Source organism: Mesorhizobium sp. WSM4871 (genome assembly GCF_055811295.1).
Genome location: NZ_JBVVPU010000008.1, coordinates 210,262 through 228,958, shown reverse-complemented (window position 1 = coordinate 228,958; position 18,697 = coordinate 210,262). Strand labels below are relative to the sequence as shown.

At 63.4% G+C, this 18,697-nt stretch carries 21 protein-coding genes; 5 read left to right on the top strand and 16 right to left on the bottom strand.

The features are described 5' to 3' along the window. Nucleotide 1: 1 nt before the first annotated feature. From sdhD to AC0L2H_RS18255, 3 genes are all read right to left on the bottom strand, one after another. Nucleotides 2–397 carry a succinate dehydrogenase, hydrophobic membrane anchor protein gene (gene sdhD / locus AC0L2H_RS18265; RefSeq protein WP_473591504.1) on the bottom strand — a complete coding sequence of 132 codons (396 nt, stop codon included), beginning with the start codon at nt 395–397 and terminating at the stop codon, nt 2–4. Nucleotide 398: 1 nt separating this feature from the next. Next, nucleotides 399–818, bottom strand: coding sequence for a succinate dehydrogenase, cytochrome b556 subunit (sdhC, locus tag AC0L2H_RS18260; protein ID WP_473591503.1), 420 nt, complete (start codon nt 816–818; stop codon nt 399–401). Between the two features lie 228 nt (nt 819–1,046). Beyond that, nucleotides 1,047–1,412, bottom strand: a complete 366-nt coding sequence (locus tag AC0L2H_RS18255) for a hypothetical protein (RefSeq protein ID WP_473591502.1) — start codon at nt 1,410–1,412, stop codon at nt 1,047–1,049. 255 nt (nt 1,413–1,667) lie between these two features. Between AC0L2H_RS18255 and AC0L2H_RS18250 the strand changes: the two genes are divergently transcribed. Continuing rightward, nucleotides 1,668–2,024 (top strand): hypothetical protein, encoded by a 357-nt coding sequence (locus AC0L2H_RS18250; RefSeq protein ID WP_473591501.1) that lies wholly within the window; start codon nt 1,668–1,670, stop codon nt 2,022–2,024. Between the two features lie 11 nt (nt 2,025–2,035). Here the strand turns inward: AC0L2H_RS18250 and AC0L2H_RS18245 are convergent, their stop codons facing one another. Together AC0L2H_RS18245 and AC0L2H_RS18240 are read right to left on the bottom strand one after the other, a co-directional pair. After that, nucleotides 2,036–3,223: a GGDEF domain-containing protein gene (locus tag AC0L2H_RS18245; protein ID WP_473591500.1), complete on the bottom strand. Its 1,188-nt coding sequence runs from the start codon at nt 3,221–3,223 to the stop codon at nt 2,036–2,038. A gap of 181 nt (nt 3,224–3,404) precedes the next feature. Beyond that, nucleotides 3,405–4,616: a GGDEF domain-containing protein gene (locus AC0L2H_RS18240; RefSeq protein ID WP_473591499.1), complete on the bottom strand. Its 1,212-nt coding sequence runs from the start codon at nt 4,614–4,616 to the stop codon at nt 3,405–3,407. A gap of 169 nt (nt 4,617–4,785) precedes the next feature. Between AC0L2H_RS18240 and AC0L2H_RS18235 the strand changes: the two genes are divergently transcribed. After that, the gene (locus AC0L2H_RS18235) at nt 4,786–5,097 is read left to right on the top strand and encodes a hypothetical protein (RefSeq protein ID WP_473591498.1); all 312 of its coding nucleotides are present in this window, start codon (nt 4,786–4,788) and stop codon (nt 5,095–5,097) included. Between the two features lie 109 nt (nt 5,098–5,206). On the opposite strand, the gene leuC is transcribed toward AC0L2H_RS18235, so the two are convergent. The 5 genes from leuC to rplS form a co-directional block, all read right to left on the bottom strand. Beyond that, a complete protein-coding gene (gene leuC / locus AC0L2H_RS18230) occupies nt 5,207–6,616 on the bottom strand; it encodes a 3-isopropylmalate dehydratase large subunit (RefSeq protein ID WP_473591497.1) in 1,410 nt (469 codons plus the stop codon). 290 nt (nt 6,617–6,906) lie between these two features. Continuing rightward, complete coding sequence (locus AC0L2H_RS18225; protein WP_473591496.1) at nt 6,907–7,542, bottom strand: class I SAM-dependent DNA methyltransferase; 636 nt, start codon at nt 7,540–7,542, stop codon at nt 6,907–6,909. Nucleotides 7,543–7,577: 35 nt separating this feature from the next. Next, nucleotides 7,578–8,393, bottom strand: coding sequence for an amino acid ABC transporter permease (locus AC0L2H_RS18220; RefSeq protein WP_473591495.1), 816 nt, complete (start codon nt 8,391–8,393; stop codon nt 7,578–7,580). A gap of 251 nt (nt 8,394–8,644) precedes the next feature. Continuing rightward, the gene (locus AC0L2H_RS18215; protein ID WP_473591494.1) at nt 8,645–9,442 is read right to left on the bottom strand and encodes a transporter substrate-binding domain-containing protein; all 798 of its coding nucleotides are present in this window, start codon (nt 9,440–9,442) and stop codon (nt 8,645–8,647) included. A 321-nt stretch (nt 9,443–9,763) separates the two neighbouring features. Continuing rightward, nucleotides 9,764–10,324 (bottom strand): 50S ribosomal protein L19, encoded by a 561-nt coding sequence (gene rplS, locus AC0L2H_RS18210; protein ID WP_107651538.1) that lies wholly within the window; start codon nt 10,322–10,324, stop codon nt 9,764–9,766. A 408-nt stretch (nt 10,325–10,732) separates the two neighbouring features. Between rplS and AC0L2H_RS18205 the strand changes: the two genes are divergently transcribed. Further along, the gene (locus tag AC0L2H_RS18205) at nt 10,733–11,485 is read left to right on the top strand and encodes a sulfite exporter TauE/SafE family protein (RefSeq protein WP_473591493.1); all 753 of its coding nucleotides are present in this window, start codon (nt 10,733–10,735) and stop codon (nt 11,483–11,485) included. Here AC0L2H_RS18205 and trmD read toward each other — a convergent pair. Both trmD and rimM read right to left on the bottom strand, forming a co-directional pair. After that, the gene (gene trmD / locus AC0L2H_RS18200) at nt 11,467–12,171 is read right to left on the bottom strand and encodes a tRNA (guanosine(37)-N1)-methyltransferase TrmD (protein ID WP_473591492.1); all 705 of its coding nucleotides are present in this window, start codon (nt 12,169–12,171) and stop codon (nt 11,467–11,469) included. The two genes, AC0L2H_RS18205 and trmD, sit on opposite strands and share 19 nt — an antisense overlap. Further along, entirely contained in the window at nt 12,168–12,764 is a 597-nt protein-coding gene (gene rimM, locus AC0L2H_RS18195) for a ribosome maturation factor RimM (protein WP_473591491.1), read from the bottom strand. The genes trmD and rimM overlap by 4 nt, the downstream gene beginning before the upstream one ends. Before the next feature lie 441 nt (nt 12,765–13,205). Between rimM and AC0L2H_RS18190 the strand changes: the two genes are divergently transcribed. Both AC0L2H_RS18190 and AC0L2H_RS18185 read left to right on the top strand, forming a co-directional pair. Beyond that, nucleotides 13,206–14,144, top strand: a complete 939-nt coding sequence (locus AC0L2H_RS18190) for a tyrosine recombinase XerC (protein WP_473591490.1) — start codon at nt 13,206–13,208, stop codon at nt 14,142–14,144. Between the two features lie 147 nt (nt 14,145–14,291). After that, nucleotides 14,292–14,507, top strand: coding sequence for a hypothetical protein (locus AC0L2H_RS18185; protein ID WP_473591489.1), 216 nt, complete (start codon nt 14,292–14,294; stop codon nt 14,505–14,507). A gap of 769 nt (nt 14,508–15,276) precedes the next feature. Here AC0L2H_RS18185 and lpdA read toward each other — a convergent pair. Genes lpdA through AC0L2H_RS18165 form a run of 4 tightly spaced genes read right to left on the bottom strand, consistent with a single transcriptional unit; the run spans nt 15,277 to nt 18,691 of the window. Beyond that, on the bottom strand, nt 15,277–16,683 hold the full coding sequence (gene lpdA, locus AC0L2H_RS18180) for a dihydrolipoyl dehydrogenase (RefSeq protein WP_473591488.1): 1,407 nt from the start codon (nt 16,681–16,683) through the stop codon (nt 15,277–15,279). Nucleotides 16,684–16,722: 39 nt separating this feature from the next. Then, nucleotides 16,723–17,478, bottom strand: a complete 756-nt coding sequence (locus tag AC0L2H_RS18175; protein ID WP_473591487.1) for an SDR family oxidoreductase — start codon at nt 17,476–17,478, stop codon at nt 16,723–16,725. Next, nucleotides 17,475–17,984, bottom strand: a complete 510-nt coding sequence (locus AC0L2H_RS18170; protein ID WP_473591486.1) for a hypothetical protein — start codon at nt 17,982–17,984, stop codon at nt 17,475–17,477. The genes AC0L2H_RS18175 and AC0L2H_RS18170 overlap by 4 nt, the downstream gene beginning before the upstream one ends. Continuing rightward, complete coding sequence (locus AC0L2H_RS18165) at nt 17,981–18,691, bottom strand: DUF4241 domain-containing protein (RefSeq protein ID WP_473591485.1); 711 nt, start codon at nt 18,689–18,691, stop codon at nt 17,981–17,983. Before AC0L2H_RS18165 ends, AC0L2H_RS18170 begins: the two co-directional genes overlap by 4 nt. Nucleotides 18,692–18,697 lie beyond the last annotated feature (6 nt).

Sequence of the window (18,697 nt, the reverse complement as noted above, 5' to 3'; positions counted from 1 at the left end):
ATCAGCCTCCGAATGCCAGTTTGAGCAGGGCGAAGAGCGAGCCGACGCCGACCGCTATGGAAAAAAATGTGTTGAGCGCGATCAACGCCAGCTTCATGCCCTCGCCGTGAACATAGTCCTCGATGATGGCCTGCATGCCGAGCCGCATATGGTAGAGGCCGGAGATGAGCACCAGCGCCAGGACCAGCGCCACGAACGGATTGGCGAGCGCCGCGCGCACTTCGATATAGCCATGGCCGTTGAGCGCGATCAGGAAGCCGATGAAGAACAGGATCAGCGGGACGTTGGCGATCGCCGTCAGCCGCTGCCGCCAGAAATGCCCGGTGCCCTCGCGGGCGGAGCCGAGGCCGCGGACCTTGGCCAGCGGCGTGCGCATGTCGGTGTTGGTGCCGCTCATCTCAGGCTCCCCGCGCCATGTAGCCAGCGATCCAGATCAGCAGCGTCAGCAAGATCGAGCCGGCCAGCGTCGCCCAGGCGATCTTCGACGCGGTGTGCTTTTCCAGGCCCGCGCCGGTGTCCCAGATCAGATGGCGCACGCCGCCCAGCATGTGGTGCATCAGCGCCCAGGTGTAGCCGAACAGCACCAGCCGCCCCAGCCATGAGCCGAACGCCCAGTTGACCCAGTCGAAGGTGGCTTGCGAGCTCGCCGCCGCCATCAGCCAGACAGCAACCAGCAACGTGCCGAAATACAGCGCGCCGCCGGTGATGCGATGGATGATCGACATCGTCATGGTGACCGGCGGCCGGTAGACGCTCAGATGCGGCGAAAGCGGCCGTTCACGTCTGGCAGTTGCGCGGGTGGCTGGTGATTTGCTCATGGCTCCCCCAGTTCGGCGTCTCTGGAGCCCCAGGTGGAAATGCGGCATTACCGCTTCCGGTTGCGACTTCGGACAGCCGGTTTCTAATGCTCTTTTTGCACCGCGTCAAAGCCAGAAAACCGTTTCGAAAACGTAATTTAGTCTGACAAAAGCGGCGCTCTTTGCTTCAATCGATTAGGGCGCGACCGAGAGCCGACGCAATGTTCGCTGCAGTGCGGCAAACCGCCGTTATCTTGTGCAGGTCCGGGGTGTCGACCCGCTCTTCATCACCAGCGCTTCTCGTCCGTCGATCACAACTGCGTCATGTGTCACCGGTTCCTGGTAGCGGCTGTTCTGGTTGGCGGGCGAAGCAGCAAACTCTTCAGGGATGCCATCCGGCCCGACCACACGCAGCGACGAGCCGAGATTCTGGATGGTCATCCTGCCGCCATCGGCGCAATTGTAGGTCGCGGTACGCGGCTGCGGCCCCGTCACATCGGCTGCAGCGGCAGCCGAGGTTCCAGCCTTCGGCGCATTGGTCTGCGGGACGCAGGCCGCGGCGATCAGCAATGGGCACAGAAAAAGCGTCATCCGAACCGTCCGGTATAACGCCATACGCTGTCCTCCTCACGCAGCCATCAGCGGCCATGCCAGATCAAGGTCGCCCAGCGACATGCCTTCTGCGCCTCGACACCGGCGGCGATGGTGCGGGGAAGCATGGCCGAATGATGGCCGCAGCCATCCGGGCCGCCGGATATTAACCATGTTTGCCGAGACCTTGGGTCAAACGAGGTTAACCTCTTAACAAAGGTTAATAAAAGGTTAATTTCTGATTCGAGGAGGCTTTGCCCCTAACTAAGGAGGGATGCCATGCGTTTGAATTCAGGCAGATCGCGCCTTCCGGCGCTTGTCCTGGTGGCGTTGGCCACCGGCTTCGCCGTGCCGGCGCTCGCGGAAGGCCATCGCGACCGAGTCTATGCCGATTCCTTCGGAAATCTCGTCATTGAGAGCGCCGCCGGCTACAAGCGCATCCTCGTCGGTGAGGGCAAGCTGGCCAAGGAATTGTCGGACTACACCGGCGCCGGCCAGCCGAGCGTCGTCTATGAAAACGAGCCCGACGATGTCTCCGGCCGCGACTGCTACAGGCCGCCGGTTTTCGTGAAAGGCCGCAGCTATATGTATGGCCTTTCCGACGGCGAGATGCCCGAACTCAGCCCCTGCCGTTAACCTCTACGCCCCTACCCCGTATTGGCGACCGGCTGGACCGGGCCGAGCGAGATGCGTACGCGATCGCGCCCGCCGCGCTTGGCCTGATAGAGCGCTTCGTCGGCGCGCTGCGTCAGCCCGGCGAAATCTTCGCCTGGCTGAAGTTCGGCAACACCGAAGCTTGCCGTGCAGCGATGATTCCGCGGCAGCCCTTCGACTGGCAGCGTGCCGAACGTATTGCGCGTGCCTTCGGCGAAGAGCCGGGCGGCGGCGAGGTTGGTTCCCGGCAGGATAATGGCGAATTCCTCGCCGCCGAGGCGGCCGGCGACGTGATGGTCGGCTGCCGCCTCGCGCAGCAGACCGGCAAAGGCCTCGATGACCCGGTCGCCGGATGCATGGCCGAAATTGTCGTTGATATTCTTGAAATGATCGAGATCGGCGATGACCAGCGTGACCGGAATACCCTTGCGCGCGGCCTCACGCATGGCGCGCTCGGCATGGCGCTCGAACCCGCCGCGGTTGAGCAACCTTGACAGCGTGTCGATCTCCGATCGCGACCTGACCTCGGCCAGCACGTCACGCACCATGATGACCAGGATGAGAAGCGCGATCGCCAGGGCGAACATGGTGCCGAGCGACTGTGACACCAGGGCGTAATTGCTCCGCAGATAGGCCTGCGGATTGGCGCCCCAGCCGCCCAGCGCGGCGGCAATGAACGGCTTTGAGACGAATTGCAGGGCGCTGGCGCCCAGAACGGCCATCAGCACATGGTCGAGCCGGTCGCGTCTTTGCCTGGACGACCAGACGACGCCGAGGCCGACGAATTGCATGACGGCATAGGGAAGCTGGTAGGCCATCATGCGGACCAGCGACTGACGCGGCAGATCCTGCACGGCATAGACGGCGATGGAGGCCGCTACCAAAAAGACCAGCATCGGCGTCCACGGCGGCGCCACCTGGTATTTATGGGCAAGCCCGCCATTGAAGGCGATGGTGGCGCCCAGGAAAACCGAGAAGCCCGCGACGACCGCGAGCCGCGCATTGTCGAAGACCGGAATGGCGAATTCGATGGCATAGTAGGCCATCCCGAGCAGATATCCGAAGGCCAGCCAGCGCGCCGACGCCCGCCCCACATCGTAGAGCGTGATCGCCATGAAGGCCGCTGCCAGCATGCCTGCGACGAACAGGTTGATTGCAAGGATGAAGTTTGCGCCGCCCATATGGTTTTCCACGCCCCCAGGCGCGACAGCAAATCACCGATGGCCGAAAAAGACGTTAACGGCAGCTCTGGAGCATGACGCCGAAAAGTGTGAAGCGGCTTTCGGACGACATCATGCTCTATCTCTTTGATTTAGAGCCAGGTTCAGATTTCAGGGCGACTTGGCCTGAGATCATCCGGCTTTAGGCCGAGGATAAGCCGGCCTTGAGCGCCGCCGCCGGAACGACAACCATTTCTGGTCGCTCCTGGAACAGGCGCACGCTGTCGCGGCCACTTCTTTTGGCCTCGTAGAGCGCCTCGTCGGCGCGGTGCATCAACAACTCCAGCCCTTCGTGGCTGGTGCGGGCCGCGACGCCGAAGCTCGCGGTCACCCTGGTGCCTAGAGGCAGGCCGTCAACGCTGCCCGCCGAATGCAGCGTGCGCACGGCTTCGGCGAACAGTCTTGCCGCGGCAAGGTCGCTCAGCGGCAGCAACACCGCGAACTCCTCACCGCCGATACGGCCGGCAACGCCGCGCGCGCCGGCGGCCGTCCGAAACTTGGCGGCGAAATCGGCGATCACGCGATCGCCCGCCGCATGCCCATGCAGGTCGTTGAGCGCCTTGAAATGATCGAGATCGGCAAGCACCAGCGCAACCGGCAACCTGGCCGTGATGCAGTGCTGAAGGACCAGCGTCGCGCGCTCCTCGAAGCCGCGGCGGTTGAGCAGGCCCGACAGCGAATCGGTGTGGGTCTCGGTCTTCAGCGCCTTCACCACGTCGAGCCCGGCCGCGCAGATCAGGCAAAGCGCAATCAGCAGCGACAGCAGCGCATGCGACAGAAGCGCCGTCGTCCAGTAGGACGAGGTGTAGAGCTCGGCATAGTTGTCGAACCGTCCATGCGCGATGATGACGATCAAGGTGCGCACGAAGAAGTTGAGCCCGGAAAGCAGCGACAGCACGAACAGGATCATTTCCGTCGGACCCTCGTTGCGCACCACGCGCAGTTCGGCGGCAACGAGCAGGCTGAGGCCGCCGAACGCGAAATTGATCACCAGGATCCGCCAGGTGAGATCGGGCTGGGCGAACATGAACCAGCAGAGAGCGGCTAGCCCGCCGCCCGACAGGACGCCGATCCCCACATAGGGCACGCGCCGCCCATAGCGCGCCACCACCGCGCTGCACAAACAGCAGGCGGCAAGGCTGAAGCATGTAATGGAGAGCAACTTGGATGGCATCAGGCCGATGGGCAGTGTGAAGGCCTGAAACAGGAAGCCGGCCGCCGAGAGCGAGTAGGCCGCGGCAAGTGCGATCAGATAGGGGCGATGGCGTTGATACAGCCATAGAACGAGGAACGACGCGCCGAGCGCCAGCGCGATCGTCGGGTTGAGCAACGCTATCAGCAGACCGGTGTCCAAAGGACTATGACTTCCCCTCGCTTACGCGAAGACCTTAAGGCGGAAGACCAAACAAGCGGTTAAGCAAATTCGAATATGCGGCAAGCCGAGTTTGTATCGCGCGCGGAACTGGAGAACGGCGGTTGGCGTTTCCCGACAGCAATCATTTGTCCTCAAGGGAGAAGCTTCGATGGCCGACACGATCATGCTGACCGATCACGAGGCAATTCGTTCATGGACTGCCGCTCGCGCTGGATTTCCGGCAATTGTGGACGTGTCGCCCGAAACCGGAACCCAGGCGATGCTAAGACTGGTCTTCGGCCAGCATGCCTATCAGGACCAGGACGAGGCCGAACGACCGATCAATGCCGGCGGCTACGAACTGGTCGAATGGGACGAATGGTTCAGGCTGTTCGACGAACTTGAGCTGGCGCTGGTCGTCGCCAAGGATGAGCCCGGCCGGCGCGAGGAATTCCACGAATTCGTCAGACGCCCTGGCTGAGGCTAACGCCCGAACCGGTTTCGGCTCGGGTCTTTGCATGTTCATGCCTCACAGATGAAGTTCGGAGCTGTTTCCAGCCGCGCCAGATCTATTTCCAGTCACGCCAGATCTATTTCCAGTCACGAATGTCGACGAAGTGACCGGCGATCGCTGCTGCCGCCGCCATCGCCGGCGACACCAGATGGGTGCGGCCCTTGAAACCTTGCCGGCCCTCGAAATTGCGGTTCGAGGTCGAGGCGCAGCGCTCATGCGGCTTCAGCCGGTCGTCGTTCATGGCCAGGCACATCGAGCAGCCCGGCTCGCGCCAGTCGAAGCCGGCGGCGACAAAGATCTTGTCGAGACCCTCGGCCTCCGCCTGTTCCTTGACCAGTCCGGAGCCCGGCACGATCATGGCGGCGACATGCGGGCTGACCTTTTTGCCTTCGACCACCTTGGCGACGGCACGCAGATCCTCGATGCGGCCGTTGGTGCAGGAGCCGATGAAGACGCGGTCGAGCGAAATGTCGGTGATCTTGGTTCCCGGCGTCAGGCCCATATAGTCGAGCGCACGCTGCTTGGAGGTGCGCTTGTTCTCATCAGGGATGTCGTCCGGGTTCGGCACGATGCCTTGCACCGACACGACATCCTCGGGCGAGGAGCCCCAGGAGACGATCGGCGGCAGCTTGGCCGCGTCGAGCACGATCACCTTGTCGAAATGCGCGCCCTCGTCGGACTGCAGCGTCGTCCAGTAGGCAAGTGCTGCATCCCACGCCTCGCCCTTGGGCGCGCGCGGCTTGTCCTTGACATAGGCGAAGGTCGTTTCATCCGCTGCGATCAGGCCGGCGCGCGCGCCGCCCTCGATCGACATGTTACAGATCGTCATGCGGCCTTCCATCGACAGCGAGCGGATCGCCTCGCCTGCATATTCGATGACATAGCCGGTGCCGCCGGCGGTGCCGATCTCGCCGATGATCGCCAGGATGATGTCCTTGGCGGTGACGCCTTCCGGCAGTACGCCGTCGACGCGCACCAGCATGTTCTTGGCCTTGCGCTGGATCAGCGTCTGCGTGGCCAGCACATGCTCGACCTCCGACGTACCGATGCCATGCGCCAGCGCGCCGAACGCGCCATGCGTCGAGGTGTGGCTGTCGCCGCAGACGATGGTCATGCCCGGCAGCGTGAAGCCCTGCTCCGGCCCGATGATGTGGACGATGCCCTGGCGGATATCGTTCTCGGAATAATATTCGACACCGAAATCCTTGGCGTTCCTGGCCAGCGCCTCGACCTGGATGCGGCTTTCCTCGTTCTTGATGCCGAACTTGCGCTCCGGCGAGGTCGATACATTGTGGTCGACCACGGCCAGCGTCTTTTCCGGATGCCGGACTTTCCGGCCGCTCATGCGCAGGCCTTCGAAGGCCTGCGGGCTGGTCACTTCATGGACGAGATGGCGGTCGATATAGAGCAGGCAGGTGCCATCGTCCTGGCGGTCGACGACATGGTCGTCGAATATCTTGTCATAGAGGGTGCGCGGTGCGCTCATTTGCGTAAATCCGTCGATATGAAAATGGGAAGGGGCAGGCGCCGGGCCGGCCCGGCGAAAAACGGTTCAGCGAAGTCGACTGGTCAGCGCACCAGAAACGCGCGCGGAGAAACGCGACGGCAGGCGTTTTCTGTCCTGCAGCACGAAACCCTTGTAGGCCGGATCGCCAAAAAGCTCTTCCATGGCGTGGCTCATATCAATGTTTTGGGTTTTCGGCAATCGCGGCCGCCTTCGCAGAGCCTGGGTTCCTCGCCCCGCGGAGTGGGGAGAGGAACAACCGCCAGGCTTACTCAAACCACTTCAAACACGAACGTCTTGACCAACGCGTCCGGCTCGGCGATCGCATAGCAGCGGAACCACGGACTTTCCTCGACCGGCCGCCATTTCTTCGCCCGCTCCAGTTCGCCGAACACAGCCTGAAACCCGCCGCTCGCAAAAACCTGGTCGCGCACGGTGAAGATGGCGTGGCCACCTTTTTTTGTGATGCGCACCAGTTCATGCAGGCCGGAGGCCGGGGCGTGGCTGATGGTAAACACCCCGGTCGAGAAGAAGGCGCGGAAATGGCCGTCCGGCCAGGGCAGCGGTCCGCCGAGCATCGCGTTCTTCAGCTCGCTGTAGGCCTGCCGGCTGCCGGCTATCTTGAGCATGTCGTCGGAGAGATCGAGCCCGGCAATGTCGTCATAGCCGAGCGCCTTCAGAGATGGCCCCGACAGGCCCGTGCCGCAGCCGGCGTCGAGCAGCGGCCCTTCGCCCGCCGGCACATGGCGCGCCACCCAAGCGGCGATCAGGAACGGCAGGAGATAGCCGAGCGCGGCGGTCTCGCTGTCATAGGTCGCGGCCCATGCGGCATAGGCGCCAGCCAAGGCTTCCGGCGTCTCGGCGGTGTAGACCGAATCCAGCGCGGCATTGGCCTTGTCGATGATCATGGGATTCTCCCGCATTGGCTTCCCCCTGATGTCTTCTATTCCTCGTGCTGGCGGCGTAGCCGTTTCTCCAGCGCGCGCAAGGCCAGCGACAGGCCGACGGTCAGTATGAGGTAGATATAGGCGACGATGGAATAGGTCTCGAAGAAGCGGAACGAGCCGGCGGCGTAGATCTTGCCCATCTGGGTGATGTCGGCCACTCCCAGCACCGAGACCAGTGAGGAATCCTTGACCATGGCGACGAAGTCGTTGCCGAGCGGCGGCAGGATGGTGCGGATCGCCTGCGGAAACACGATCAGACGAAAGCGTTGCGCGCGTGTCAGCCCGAGCGCCTTCGCCGCTTCGATCTGGCCTTTCTCGACCGCCTGGATGCCAGCGCGGAACACTTCCGAAATGAAGGCGGAATAGCCGATGGTCAGCGCCATGATGGCGCGCCACAGCAGCGACACGTCGCGCACCATGAGTTCACCGAGCAGGCCGGCGCTTTGCAGCGGCGCGGTCACCGCGTTCCACGCCGCGACGAAGGCCGGCGCACCGGCAAAGGCGATCCAGAACAACAGCACCAGGATCGGCACGCCGCGAATGATCTCGACATAGAAGCGAGCGATCTGGCGCAGCCATCGCGAGTTGGACAACCCCATCAGCGCAATGCCGAGCCCGATCGCCGAGGCCAGCGCGAAGGCGACGACGGTGACGAAGACGGTGATGCCGATGCCCTTGGCGACGGTGGCGAAGACCTGGGCGTAAAGATCGCTGGCGGCGATGAAGACGGCTGCGGCCAGCGCGAGTGCGATCGCCGCAGCAAGCCACCAGGGGAAGTCGGTTTTGGCGGTGGAGAGGGGCGTTGGTGACATCAGGGCGTGCCGACGAAATTGCGTCGCGCCAGGCGGCCCCCCTCTGTCCTGCCGGACATTCTCCCCTCAAGGGGGGAGATTGGCAGCTTCGGCCTCGCCGCCCATTTTTCGGTGCTGAAAATCGGCGAAAGCCAAGGCGACATCCGATCTCCCCCCTTGAGGGGGAGATGTCCGGCAGGACAGAGGGGGGTGTTCAAGCGCAGAGTCAGCGCGAGTTTCTGTACATCACCCCACACCTGCACCAAGACGAACTACTGCCCCATCTTGTAATCAAGGAACCATTTCTTGTTGAGCGCCTCGAGCGTGCCATCGGCCTTGAGTGCCGCGATCGCGGCGTTGACCGGCTTCACCAGATCTGAGCCCTTGGGGAAGATGAAGCCGAAATCCTCGGTGCCGAGCGGCCCGCCGATCAGCTTCAGCCCGCCATTGGAGGCGTCGACATAGCCTTTGCCAGCGGTGCCGTCGGTGAGCACCACATCGACGTCGCCCGACTTCAGCGCCTGCACCGTCGCGCCGAACGTCTCGAACAGTTTGATGCGCGGGTTCTGCTCGTTGCCGTCGAGCACGCTGTAGACGGCGGTGTAGAATGGCGTGGTGCCGGCCTGCGCGCCGATCAGCCCCTCCTTGAAGGCGCCGAACGTCTTGGCGTCGGTGAAGCGCTTCTCGTCGCCGCGCACCAGCATGAACTGTTCCGAGCGCATATAGGGGTCGGAGAAGTCGACCTTCTGCTTGCGGTCGTCCTTGATGGTGATGCCGGTCATGCCGATGTTGTACTGGTTGTCGGAAACCGCCTGGATCATCGCGTCCCAGGAGGTATTCTGGTACTCGACCTTGAAATTCAGCCGCTTGGCGATCTCGTTCATCGCGTCATATTCCCAGCCGATCTGCTTGCCGGTCTTGGCGTCGATGAACTGCAGCGGCGGATAGGCGTTTTCCGTCACCACCACCACTTGTCTGCCGCCGAGGTCCGGCAGTGTCTGCGCGAAGGCGGCGACAGGCGCCAGAATGAAGGCCAGCAGGCCGGCCAGCAGCAGTTTCGATTTGGTCATGACACACCCCCAGGAGATGAAACGCCCCGGCATAGCCGGGGCTTGCAGGAAGCGCCGACTTTAGCTTTCCGCAAGCGCCTTGCAAGCTGGCCCGTTGCGCTGCGTGTCGGGAAAGCGGATTCCCATGCCCTCTCGACCAGAAGATCCCGCAGCGATCCGGGATAGGTGTTGCGGCCAATCTCCAAGGTGTGCGACCTGCCAACGTGAGCAGTATCCGGCTGGCAAGGATCTGAGCGATTCTTGGCTGGAAGCGTTGGCTGTTCCGCCCGAAACGAAAAAGGCGGCCGAAGCCGCCTTTCCAAAACCATGCGTGGCGAAAAATTATTCGGCCGGGGTCGCTTCCGCGGCCTTGGCGGCCTCGTCGGCTGCCTTGGCAGCTTCTTCGGCGGCCTTCTTCTCGGCGGCGTCCTGCGCTGCCTTCTCGGCGGCCAGCGCCTGCGCGGCGGCCACCTTCTCGGCCTCGATGCGCGCCTTCTCGGCGTTCAGCGCATCGCGCTCCTCGTCGTTCAGCTTGCGGGCGCGCACGCCGGTGTTTTCCGAAATGCGGGCCGACTTGCCGCGGCGATCACGCAGATAATAGAGCTTGGCGCGGCGCACCTTGCCGCGGCGCACGATCTCGACGCCCTCGAGCATCGGCGAGTAGACCGGGAACACGCGTTCCACGCCTTCGCCGTAGGAGATCTTGCGGACGGTGAAATTTTCCTGGAAGCCGGCGCCGGAGCGGGCGATGACAACGCCTTCATAGGCCTGCACACGGGTGCGGGTGCCTTCGGTCACGCGGACCTGGACGCGCACGGTGTCGCCGGGCTGGAATTCGGGAAGCTTGCGCTTGGCTTCGATCTTGGCGGCCTGTTCGGCCTCGAGCTGACGGAGGATATCCATCTCAAATAGTCCACTTCTTGTTCTTCCGACAGTCAGAGCGTCCGACACTCGCCTTGCAGTTCCATTGACCGCTCGGCTATGCCCTTTGTCCCAAGACATTGTATCGGGAGACATCGGGCAGGGGCGACTACACCGTCATTGTTGACGGGTCCGGCAGATTGTTCTTGCCGGTACGGGCGGGCACATACAGCTATTTCGACGCTTTGTCACGTCTTGGCCGTGTCTTTTTTGGTCACATGGCATCATCGCAATCGTCCATTGCGGGTTGCGCCCGCCCTTCAACCTTCCTAAGCCGGGCAAAGCCAAATGCATGTCGCGCAAAAGTGTGAAGCGGTTTTGCGATAACGACATGCATAAAACCAACAACCTTAAGCGCGACGCGCTTTAGTTTTTTCCGGCGGCATCCCAATGTCTGTTTTCGACGCGGTCCTGCTTTTTCTCGCGGGTTTTACTTCAGGCGCCGTCAATGCGGTCGCCGGCGGCGGCACGTTCATCACCTTTGGCGCCATGACGCTGGTCGGCTTGCCGCCGATCGTCGCCAACGCCACCTCGTCGGTGACACAGTTTCCCGGCTATATCACCTCGACGCTCGCATACTGGGCCGACATCAAGCATTTCTGGCGCGGCGCGTTGCTGCTCAGTGTGATCTCGGCTTTCGGCGCACTGGCCGGCGCGCTCATCCTTCTGGCGCTCGACAATCCGTCGTTTCGCGCCCTGGTGCCCTGGCTGCTGCTGGCGGCGACCGCGCTTTTCGGCGCCGGGCCATGGTTGAAGCCGGCGCCGAAGCCCGGGCATGAAGCGTCGGTGGGTTCGCTCGTCGGCTCGCTCGCTCAATTTGCGACCGCCATCTATGGCGGCTTCTTCGGCGCCGGCATGGGCGTCATGATGCTGGCGACGCTCGGCCTCACCCAGCCCGGCGACTATCACCGGCTGAACGCGCTGAAGAACATGCTGGCCGTGGTCATCGCGGCGATAGCCATCCTGGTCTTCGTCTCGGGTGGCGTGGTCGCCTGGCCGCAGGCGATCGTCATGATCCCGGGCGGAGCGCTGGGTGGCTATGCCGGCGTCTGGATCGCCAAGCGCGTGCCGCAAATTGCCGTGCGCGGCTTCGTCGTTGGGGTCGGCCTCTTTCTCGCCTTCTATTACTTCACCAAGGGCTGAGGCAAAGCGCCCGACAGGTCCGGGCGCCGCTCCTGCGTCAGCTTCTCCGCCTCGGCACGCCGCCACGCCGCGATCTTCTTGTGATTGCCGGAGGTGAGAACCTCGGGGATTTGCCGGCCCTCGAACTCTTGCGGTCTTGTGTAATGCGGATGTTCGAGCAGGCCGTTCTCAAAGCTTTCTTCCTCGCCCGATACCGCGTTGCCCATGACGCCGGGCAACAGCCGCACCACGGCGTCAAGCAGCACAAGCGCTGCCGGCTCACCCCCGGAGAGGATGAAGTCGCCGACGGAAACCTCTTCCAGCCCACGCGCCTCGATCACCCGCTGGTCTACGCCTTCGAAGCGGCCGCAGACGATGACGGCGCCCGGCCCGGCAGCCAGTTGGCGCACGCGGGCCTGCGTCAGCGGCTTTCCACGCGGGCTCATCAGCAGCCGCGGCCGCGGATCGCCTGGCGGCGAGGCGTGGTCGATCGCCTTGGCCAGAACGTCGGCGCGCATCACCATGCCGGCGCCACCGCCGGCTGGCGTATCGTCCACGGTGCGGTGGCGGTCGCTGGCGAAATCGCGGATCTGAACTGTCTCAAGCGACCAGGTGCCGGTCTCCAGGGCTCTGCCAGCCAGCGACACGCCGAGCCCACCTGGAAACATCTCGGGATAAAGCGTCAGCACCGAGGCGACAAAGCTCACCGGTTGCCCCCGGCGTCGCGTGGTCCGCGCGGCCTGCCCTTCGGGTCGAAGCCCTCGCCGCCGGGAGTCTCGCCATCCTCATCGTCCAGGAGGCCGGCGGCTGCCGGATCGACTTGGATAAAACCCTCGGCGATCGACACATCGGGCACGGCGGCCTGCGTGAACGGGATCAGCACGCCTTTGCGTCCCGCCAGCGTCACGTCGAGAATGTCGCCACCGCCGAAATTGTGCACGGCCACGACCTTGCCGATGACACCGGTATCGTCCCTCACCTCGAGCCCGACAAGGTCGGCGTGGTAGAACTCATCTTCCTCGCCATCGTCGGGCAGCATCGAGCGGTCGACGAACAGTTCCGTGCCGGCGAGTGCCTCGGCGGCATTGCGGTCATTCACGCCCTTGAAGCGCACCACGACGACGGTGTTGGCGGGCCTGATGTCGATGATCTGGAAGGCGCGCCCGTCCCTGGCGTAGAGCGGCCCGTAATCGGCCAGCGCCAGCGGCTCGCCGGTGAAGGTCTTGACGCGCAATTCGCCCTTGATGCCGTGGGCGGCGCCGATCACGGCCATCTGGACGGGGTTTTGCGGCTTGCTCATGGCACCTTTACCTTCGTCATCCACGGGCGGAGCAGGCGCGAAGCGGCTGCGCAGACCCGAGGATCCATTCCGTTACGGCGACCAAAAAGCACGGCAGTTCAGAAAGGATCACGCGTCTCGTCCCTGCCAACTCTCTACTTTCGGACATTCCGCATGGTCTCCACTGCAAAGTTATCGGACTTGTAACGCAGCAGCGCTCGCAGGTCACGGCATGGATCCTCGGGTCTCCGCGACGGAGCTTCGCTCCTGCTCCGCCCGTGGATGACGAAGGGACCTTGCGTTTCAGCCAATCACCAAGGTTTGTAGCTTGCCACCAATCCGACGACTCTCCTAACCCCAGCCCGGCGTCATTTCAATGATCGCCCGCTGTCGTTTCAATGATGGCTCTTCACCGCTTCCTAACCCGGCTGCCGGAAAATGATCCGGAGTTGGAAGAAAATCATGCAGGAATTCCTCATCCCGGCGAAGCCGGACCTCCAGGCGGCCCGCGAAAGTTGGCTGAAGATGCTGGCGCGCGAGCGCCGGCTGTCGCCCGAAACGGTTGAAGCTTATGAGCGCGACACGCGCCAATTCCTGCACTTCCTGACCGGCCATTGCGGCGGTTCGCCGGGCATTTCCGACATCGCCAATCTGCGTCCGGCCGACCTGCGTGGCTTCCTCGCCGCTCGCCGCAACGCTGGAGCCGGCGCCCGCACGCTCGGACGCAGCCTGGCCGGCATCCGCTCGCTGCTGCGCTTTCTGGAACGGCGCGGCCTCGTCAATGCGGCGGGCGCGGCAGCATTGCGCGCGCCACGCCAGCCGAAATCGCTGCCCAAGCCGCTGACGGCAAGCGATGCCATCAATGTCGTTTCGGTGGAAGGCCAACTGGCCGACGAACCCTGGATTGCTGCCCGCAACGCCGCCGTGCTGACGCTGCTCTATGGTTCGGGCCTGCGCATTTCCGAGGCGCTCGGCCTGTCGGGCGCCGAACTGGCCCTGCCCAGCGACACGGTGCTGCGCATCACCGGCAAGGGCGGCAAGACGCGACTGGTGCCGGTACTGCCGGTGGCGTTGCGCGCCATCGCCGAATACCGCCGGCTCTGTCCCTTCAACATCGATCCCAAGGGTCTTTTGTTTCGCGGCGCCCGAGGCGGCCCGCTCAACCCGGCCATCGTCCAGCGCGACATGGCGAAACTGCGCTCGGCCCTCAACCTGCCCGATACAGCGACACCGCATGCCTTGCGCCATTCCTTCGCCACGCATCTGCTCGGGCGCGGCGGCGACCTGCGCACCATCCAGGAACTGCTTGGCCATGCCAGCCTGTCGACCACCCAGGTCTACACCGGCGTCGACACCGCAAGGCTGCTCGAAATCTACGAAGCATCCCATCCACGGGCGTAAGCGAGGCAGCAACATCGCGCGCTGTGGAAACGCATTCAATTTCGCCACGCCGGTTAACTGTTTCGCTGCATTTTTGCGCCTAAAACCATGATCCCGAAAAGTGGGATCCGGTTTTCGGAAAAAGATCATGGTCAAGGGATAGGTACCATGAAGTATGCCATCGCCATTGCTGATCGCGCGGCTCTCGGGTCGCTGAAACTGCTTGTCGCGCTCAACGTCCTGTTTTTCCTGTCTTTCCTCGTCATCGCACTGCTTGCCGCTGGCAGACTGCAGACCGAAATCCCGGTTCGGACCGGCACCAACACGCTGTCTGTCCCGCAGACGCATGCTCCGGCGGGCGCTGCCGTCATCATCGCCGGCTGATCTGCACGGCTGGGTTGCAGGCCGAATCACCGATGCCTTCCGCAAGGCTTGCGCGAATCGCCAGCGTACAGGGGTCGGCCCGTATCGCTCAAGGAAGGTCGAAGGGCTCGGGTTTGCGCGATCTCCGGGGGATTTGCCGGTTAAATGCTTGCAGATAAACGCTTTGAGGCGCAAATTGCCCTGCTTTCGGCGTTTTCGGGCGCTATGTGAAACCCGTTCAACGATTGCGCGTTGATGTGTGTTGATTGATATCTTTCATCCACGGAGGACACTTTTATGGCGAATCCCAACGACCCGTTCACCACCCCGAGCCCCACGCCCAAAGCGGGCGGCGGCGGCAGCGGCTGGCTGATTGCCCTTGTCGTTCTTATCCTGGCCATTGTCGCCTATTATGTTTTTGGAAGAAGTGGTGAGGCACCAGCGCCTGCCGAACCGCCGGCCGCCAGCACACCGGCGCCTGCCCCGGCACCGGCTGAGCCCATGAAGCCCGCCGAACCGGCCCCTGCACCGGCTCCCGCAGCGCCTGCCCCCGCCGAACCCGCGCCAGCCCCGGCCGAACCGGCCCCGGCGCCCGCACCGGCTCCTGCGCCAGCGCCTGCACCTGCGCCGGCTCAGTAATCAGGTTGCTGATCTCAACGACGAGCGGCCCGCCGAAAGGCGGGCCGTTTTGTTTTTCGGGCTGCGAAATCGAGAGAGGTCATCGTCAAGCGGCAACGCTGGCGATTGGCCGCAGACCTCCACACGTCGCGGGCGTCGGCCCTTACCGACTTTAGATATGAATAGCCTTGAAGAAGGTGGCCAGCGCCGCTTCCTTCACCGCTTCCGACATCGTCGGGTGCGCATGGCAGGTGCGGGCAAGGTCTTCCGATGAGCCGCCGAACTCCATCAGCACCGCCGCCTCGTGGATCATCTCGCCGGCGCCGAAGCCGACGATATGGACGCCGAGCACGCGGTCGCTGGCCTTGTCGGCCAGGATCTTGACGAAACCGTCGGTGTGCAGCATGGCGCGCGCCCGGCCATTGGCAGTGAATGGGAACTTGCCGATCTTATAGTCGACGCCGGCCTTCTTCAGCTCTTCCTCGGTCTTGCCGACGGAAGCGATTTCCGGGCTGGTGTAGACGACGCTCGGGATGACGTCATAGTTCACATGGCCGGCCTGGCCGGCAATGGTCTCGGCCACCGCCACGCCTTCGTCCTCGGCCTTGTGGGCAAGCATCGGCCCGGCGATGACGTCGCCGATGGCGTAGACGCCGGGGACGTTGGTCCTGAGATGGCCGTCAGTCTTGACCCGGCCACGCTCGTCGACCTCGACGCCAGCGTCCCTCAGCCCGAGGCTGTCGGCATAGGCCCGGCGTCCCGTCGCGATCAGCACCGCATCCGTCTCGATCGTCTCGGCGGCGCCGCCCTTGACCGGCTCGAAAGTGACGGTCGCGCCCTTCTTGGCCTTGGCGACACCGGTGACCTTGGCGCCCAGCTTGAACTCGAAGCCTTGCTTGGCCAGCATGCGCTGGAACTGCTTGGAGACCTCGCCGTCCATGCCGCCCAAAATGGTGTCGAGGAATTCGACGACGGTGACCTTGGCGCCGAGCCGCGCCCACACCGAGCCGAGCTCGAGCCCGATGACGCCGCCGCCGACCACCACCATATGGCCAGGCACCTTGTCCAGCGCCAAGGCGCCGGTCGAGGACATGATCACCTTCTCGTCTATGTCGACCTTGACGCCCGGAATGCCGGCGACGTCGGAGCCGGTGGCGATGACGATGTTCCTGGTCTCGATCTCCTCGACCCTGCCGTCCTCGCCGGTCACCGACACCTTGCCGGCGGCAACGACCTTGCCGGTGCCGCGGAAGCTGTCGATCTTGTTCTTCTTGAACAGGAAGGCGACGCCGTTGACGTTGGCCGCCACGGTCGCGTCCTTGTGCGCCATCATCTTCTTCAGGTTTAGCTTCGGCGCCGATATCTCGACGCCCAGCGTATCGAAGGAATGGCCGGCCTCGGCGAACATCTCCGAGGCGTAAAGTAATGCCTTGGACGGAATGCAGCCGATGTTGAGGCAGGTGCCGCCGAAGGTCGCGTCCTTCTCGACCACCGCCGTCTTCAGGCCGAGTTGCGCCGCTTTGATGGCGCAGACATAGCCGCCGGGTCCGGAGCCGATGATAACGACGTCATAAGCCATGATGGTGTCCTTCTCGCCTTTCGGATTCGCGCTAGCGCTCTAGCGGCCGCCGCTCACATTCAGGATCGCGCCCGTCGTATAGGACGCTTCGTCCGACAATAGATAGAGAACCGCATGCGCCACTTCATCCGCCGTGCCCGCCCTTTTCATCGGCAGCATGTCCTTCATCCGCGCGATCCGGTCCGGCTGGCCGCCCGACGCATGGATTTCGGTGTCGATGATGCCCGGTCGCACCGCATTGACGCGCACGCCCTCGGTCGCCACCTCGCGGGCCAGCCCGACGGTGAACGTGTCGATCGCGCCCTTCGACGCGGCATAGTCGACATATTCGCCCGCCGAGCCGTGTACCGATGCGGCCGACGAGATGTTGACGATCGCGCCACCCTTGCCGCCATGGCGGGTCGACATGCGCCTGACCGCTTCGCGCGCACAGAGAAACGGCCCGACGACATTGATGCGCATCATGCGCTCCAGCCGCGCCGCACTCATCTCGTCGACACGCGCCTTGACGTCGACGATGCCGGCATTGTTGACGAGGGCGTCGAGCCGGCCCCAGACGTGGTCTACCGTCTCGAACATGGCAATGACATCGGCTTCAACGCCGACATCGCCCTTGACCGCGATCGCCTCGCCGCCAGCAGCCTTGATCTCCGCGACCAGCGCCTTGGCGGCTGCTTCGTTCGACGCGTAATTGACCGCCACACGGTAGCCGGTCGCAGCCGCCAGCCGGGAGATGGCGGCGCCAATGCCGCGGCTGCCGCCGGTGATCAGCAGCACCTTTTGCGCAGCGCTCATTCCTGGCAACCCTTCAGCTCAAAGACATCCCACGGGACTTTCGAAAACCCGTTCTCACCATAGGCGGCCGACATTTGCAGCGACGGCCCGAGGTCGGGAAAGATCAGCGTCTTCGGCGCGTCGACGCCTTCAGCCGGCAGCAAGGCGATCTTGCCCTGCTCATTAGAACTGTAGATGACGCCCTCCCACACCGTGCAGGCGGCGAGCTCGTCGCCGGTGACGTCGCCGGTCGGGCATTTGTACATCAGCGAGCCATGCGGCCGCGCCACACCTTCCGTCCACATGACGATGCCGTCGAGCACGACGCTGTTGTCGAGCACCATCTTGAACGTGTTGGTGACGACGGCCGATTCTCCCGTCGGCCTGAAATCGATGCCGGCTTCGCTTTCGGCATCGCCATAGACGGCGAGTTCGAGCGGGCAGGCGGCTAACGCCTCGCAACCCGCTGCGAAAAAAGTCAACGAACCGGCCATAAATCCGATCAACGGCGAGGCGACGTTTGTCATTTGTTTGCCCCGTCGCCCACTCGGCCATCGGCGTTTTCGAGTACCTCGAAATCGGTCATCAAGACTAGCGGCTCGCCGGACGCGCCCAATCCCCAGAAGGACTGATAAGCCCCATCGCCCCACCCAGTGTCGAACATGGCCACATTAAGTGGGTTCCCATCAATCGGATTATCCATGCCAAACCGGTCGAGAGAGTACACAACGTTCGCAAGATAGTTGTCGAGTTCCTCCGGGTCAGACATTAGGGTCAGGACCGACTTGTCCATGAATGACGCAACCGCATCATCGACAATAAATTTAAATTCGAAAGCCGATGGGCGGTCGCGATCGAAGGTGGCCAACTCCCAGTGCACCGGCAAGCCGGGACTGAATCGCAGGACCGCCGCGGCAATGCGGCCCTGAGCCTGAAGCAGCATGAGCGGATAGCGTCCCGGCTTAACCTTGCGGCTGAACGCAGGCCGTCCCAGCCCGGTAATCAGCGGATCGCAGGCGACTATTTCGCCAGTCGGCAACTCAAGCTCACCGATCGTGGTGACGGTGATCTTCCGTTCCGCCATCTCGGCATCGCTGAGAGCGAAGATGCCGAGATTGCTGCTAAGGTCGGAGACATCCCAATCGGCGGTCGAAGCGACCGGAGGTAAATCGGAGAAAAGCCAGACGCGTCCACGTCGAAACAATCGGCGTAAGGTATCCGGCCAACCGCTCATTGCGGA

What these genes read in the sequence shown, in the direction of transcription:
- AC0L2H_RS18170 (WP_473591486.1), bottom strand. Translation starts at nt 17,984, where the DNA reads ATGACAAACGTCGCCTCGCCGTTGATCGGATTTATGGCCGGTTCGTTG.
- rplS (WP_107651538.1), bottom strand. Translation starts at nt 10,324, where the DNA reads ATGGATATCCTCCGTCAGCTCGAGGCCGAACAGGCCGCCAAGATCGAA.
- sdhC (WP_473591503.1), bottom strand. Translation starts at nt 818, where the DNA reads ATGAGCAAATCACCAGCCACCCGCGCAACTGCCAGACGTGAACGGCCG.
- AC0L2H_RS18185 (WP_473591489.1), top strand. Translation starts at nt 14,292, where the DNA reads ATGAAGTATGCCATCGCCATTGCTGATCGCGCGGCTCTCGGGTCGCTG.
- AC0L2H_RS18250 (WP_473591501.1), top strand. Translation starts at nt 1,668, where the DNA reads ATGCGTTTGAATTCAGGCAGATCGCGCCTTCCGGCGCTTGTCCTGGTG.
- AC0L2H_RS18175 (WP_473591487.1), bottom strand. Translation starts at nt 17,478, where the DNA reads ATGAGCGCTGCGCAAAAGGTGCTGCTGATCACCGGCGGCAGCCGCGGC.
- AC0L2H_RS18190 (WP_473591490.1), top strand. Translation starts at nt 13,206, where the DNA reads ATGCAGGAATTCCTCATCCCGGCGAAGCCGGACCTCCAGGCGGCCCGC.
- lpdA (WP_473591488.1), bottom strand. Translation starts at nt 16,683, where the DNA reads ATGGCTTATGACGTCGTTATCATCGGCTCCGGACCCGGCGGCTATGTC.
- AC0L2H_RS18165 (WP_473591485.1), bottom strand. Translation starts at nt 18,691, where the DNA reads ATGAGCGGTTGGCCGGATACCTTACGCCGATTGTTTCGACGTGGACGC.
- leuC (WP_473591497.1), bottom strand. Translation starts at nt 6,616, where the DNA reads ATGAGCGCACCGCGCACCCTCTATGACAAGATATTCGACGACCATGTC.
- AC0L2H_RS18220 (WP_473591495.1), bottom strand. Translation starts at nt 8,393, where the DNA reads ATGTCACCAACGCCCCTCTCCACCGCCAAAACCGACTTCCCCTGGTGG.
- AC0L2H_RS18215 (WP_473591494.1), bottom strand. Translation starts at nt 9,442, where the DNA reads ATGACCAAATCGAAACTGCTGCTGGCCGGCCTGCTGGCCTTCATTCTG.
- AC0L2H_RS18225 (WP_473591496.1), bottom strand. Translation starts at nt 7,542, where the DNA reads ATGATCATCGACAAGGCCAATGCCGCGCTGGATTCGGTCTACACCGCC.
- AC0L2H_RS18255 (WP_473591502.1), bottom strand. Translation starts at nt 1,412, where the DNA reads ATGGCGTTATACCGGACGGTTCGGATGACGCTTTTTCTGTGCCCATTG.
- rimM (WP_473591491.1), bottom strand. Translation starts at nt 12,764, where the DNA reads ATGAGCAAGCCGCAAAACCCCGTCCAGATGGCCGTGATCGGCGCCGCC.
- AC0L2H_RS18245 (WP_473591500.1), bottom strand. Translation starts at nt 3,223, where the DNA reads ATGGGCGGCGCAAACTTCATCCTTGCAATCAACCTGTTCGTCGCAGGC.
- AC0L2H_RS18235 (WP_473591498.1), top strand. Translation starts at nt 4,786, where the DNA reads ATGGCCGACACGATCATGCTGACCGATCACGAGGCAATTCGTTCATGG.
- sdhD (WP_473591504.1), bottom strand. Translation starts at nt 397, where the DNA reads ATGAGCGGCACCAACACCGACATGCGCACGCCGCTGGCCAAGGTCCGC.
- AC0L2H_RS18205 (WP_473591493.1), top strand. Translation starts at nt 10,733, where the DNA reads ATGTCTGTTTTCGACGCGGTCCTGCTTTTTCTCGCGGGTTTTACTTCA.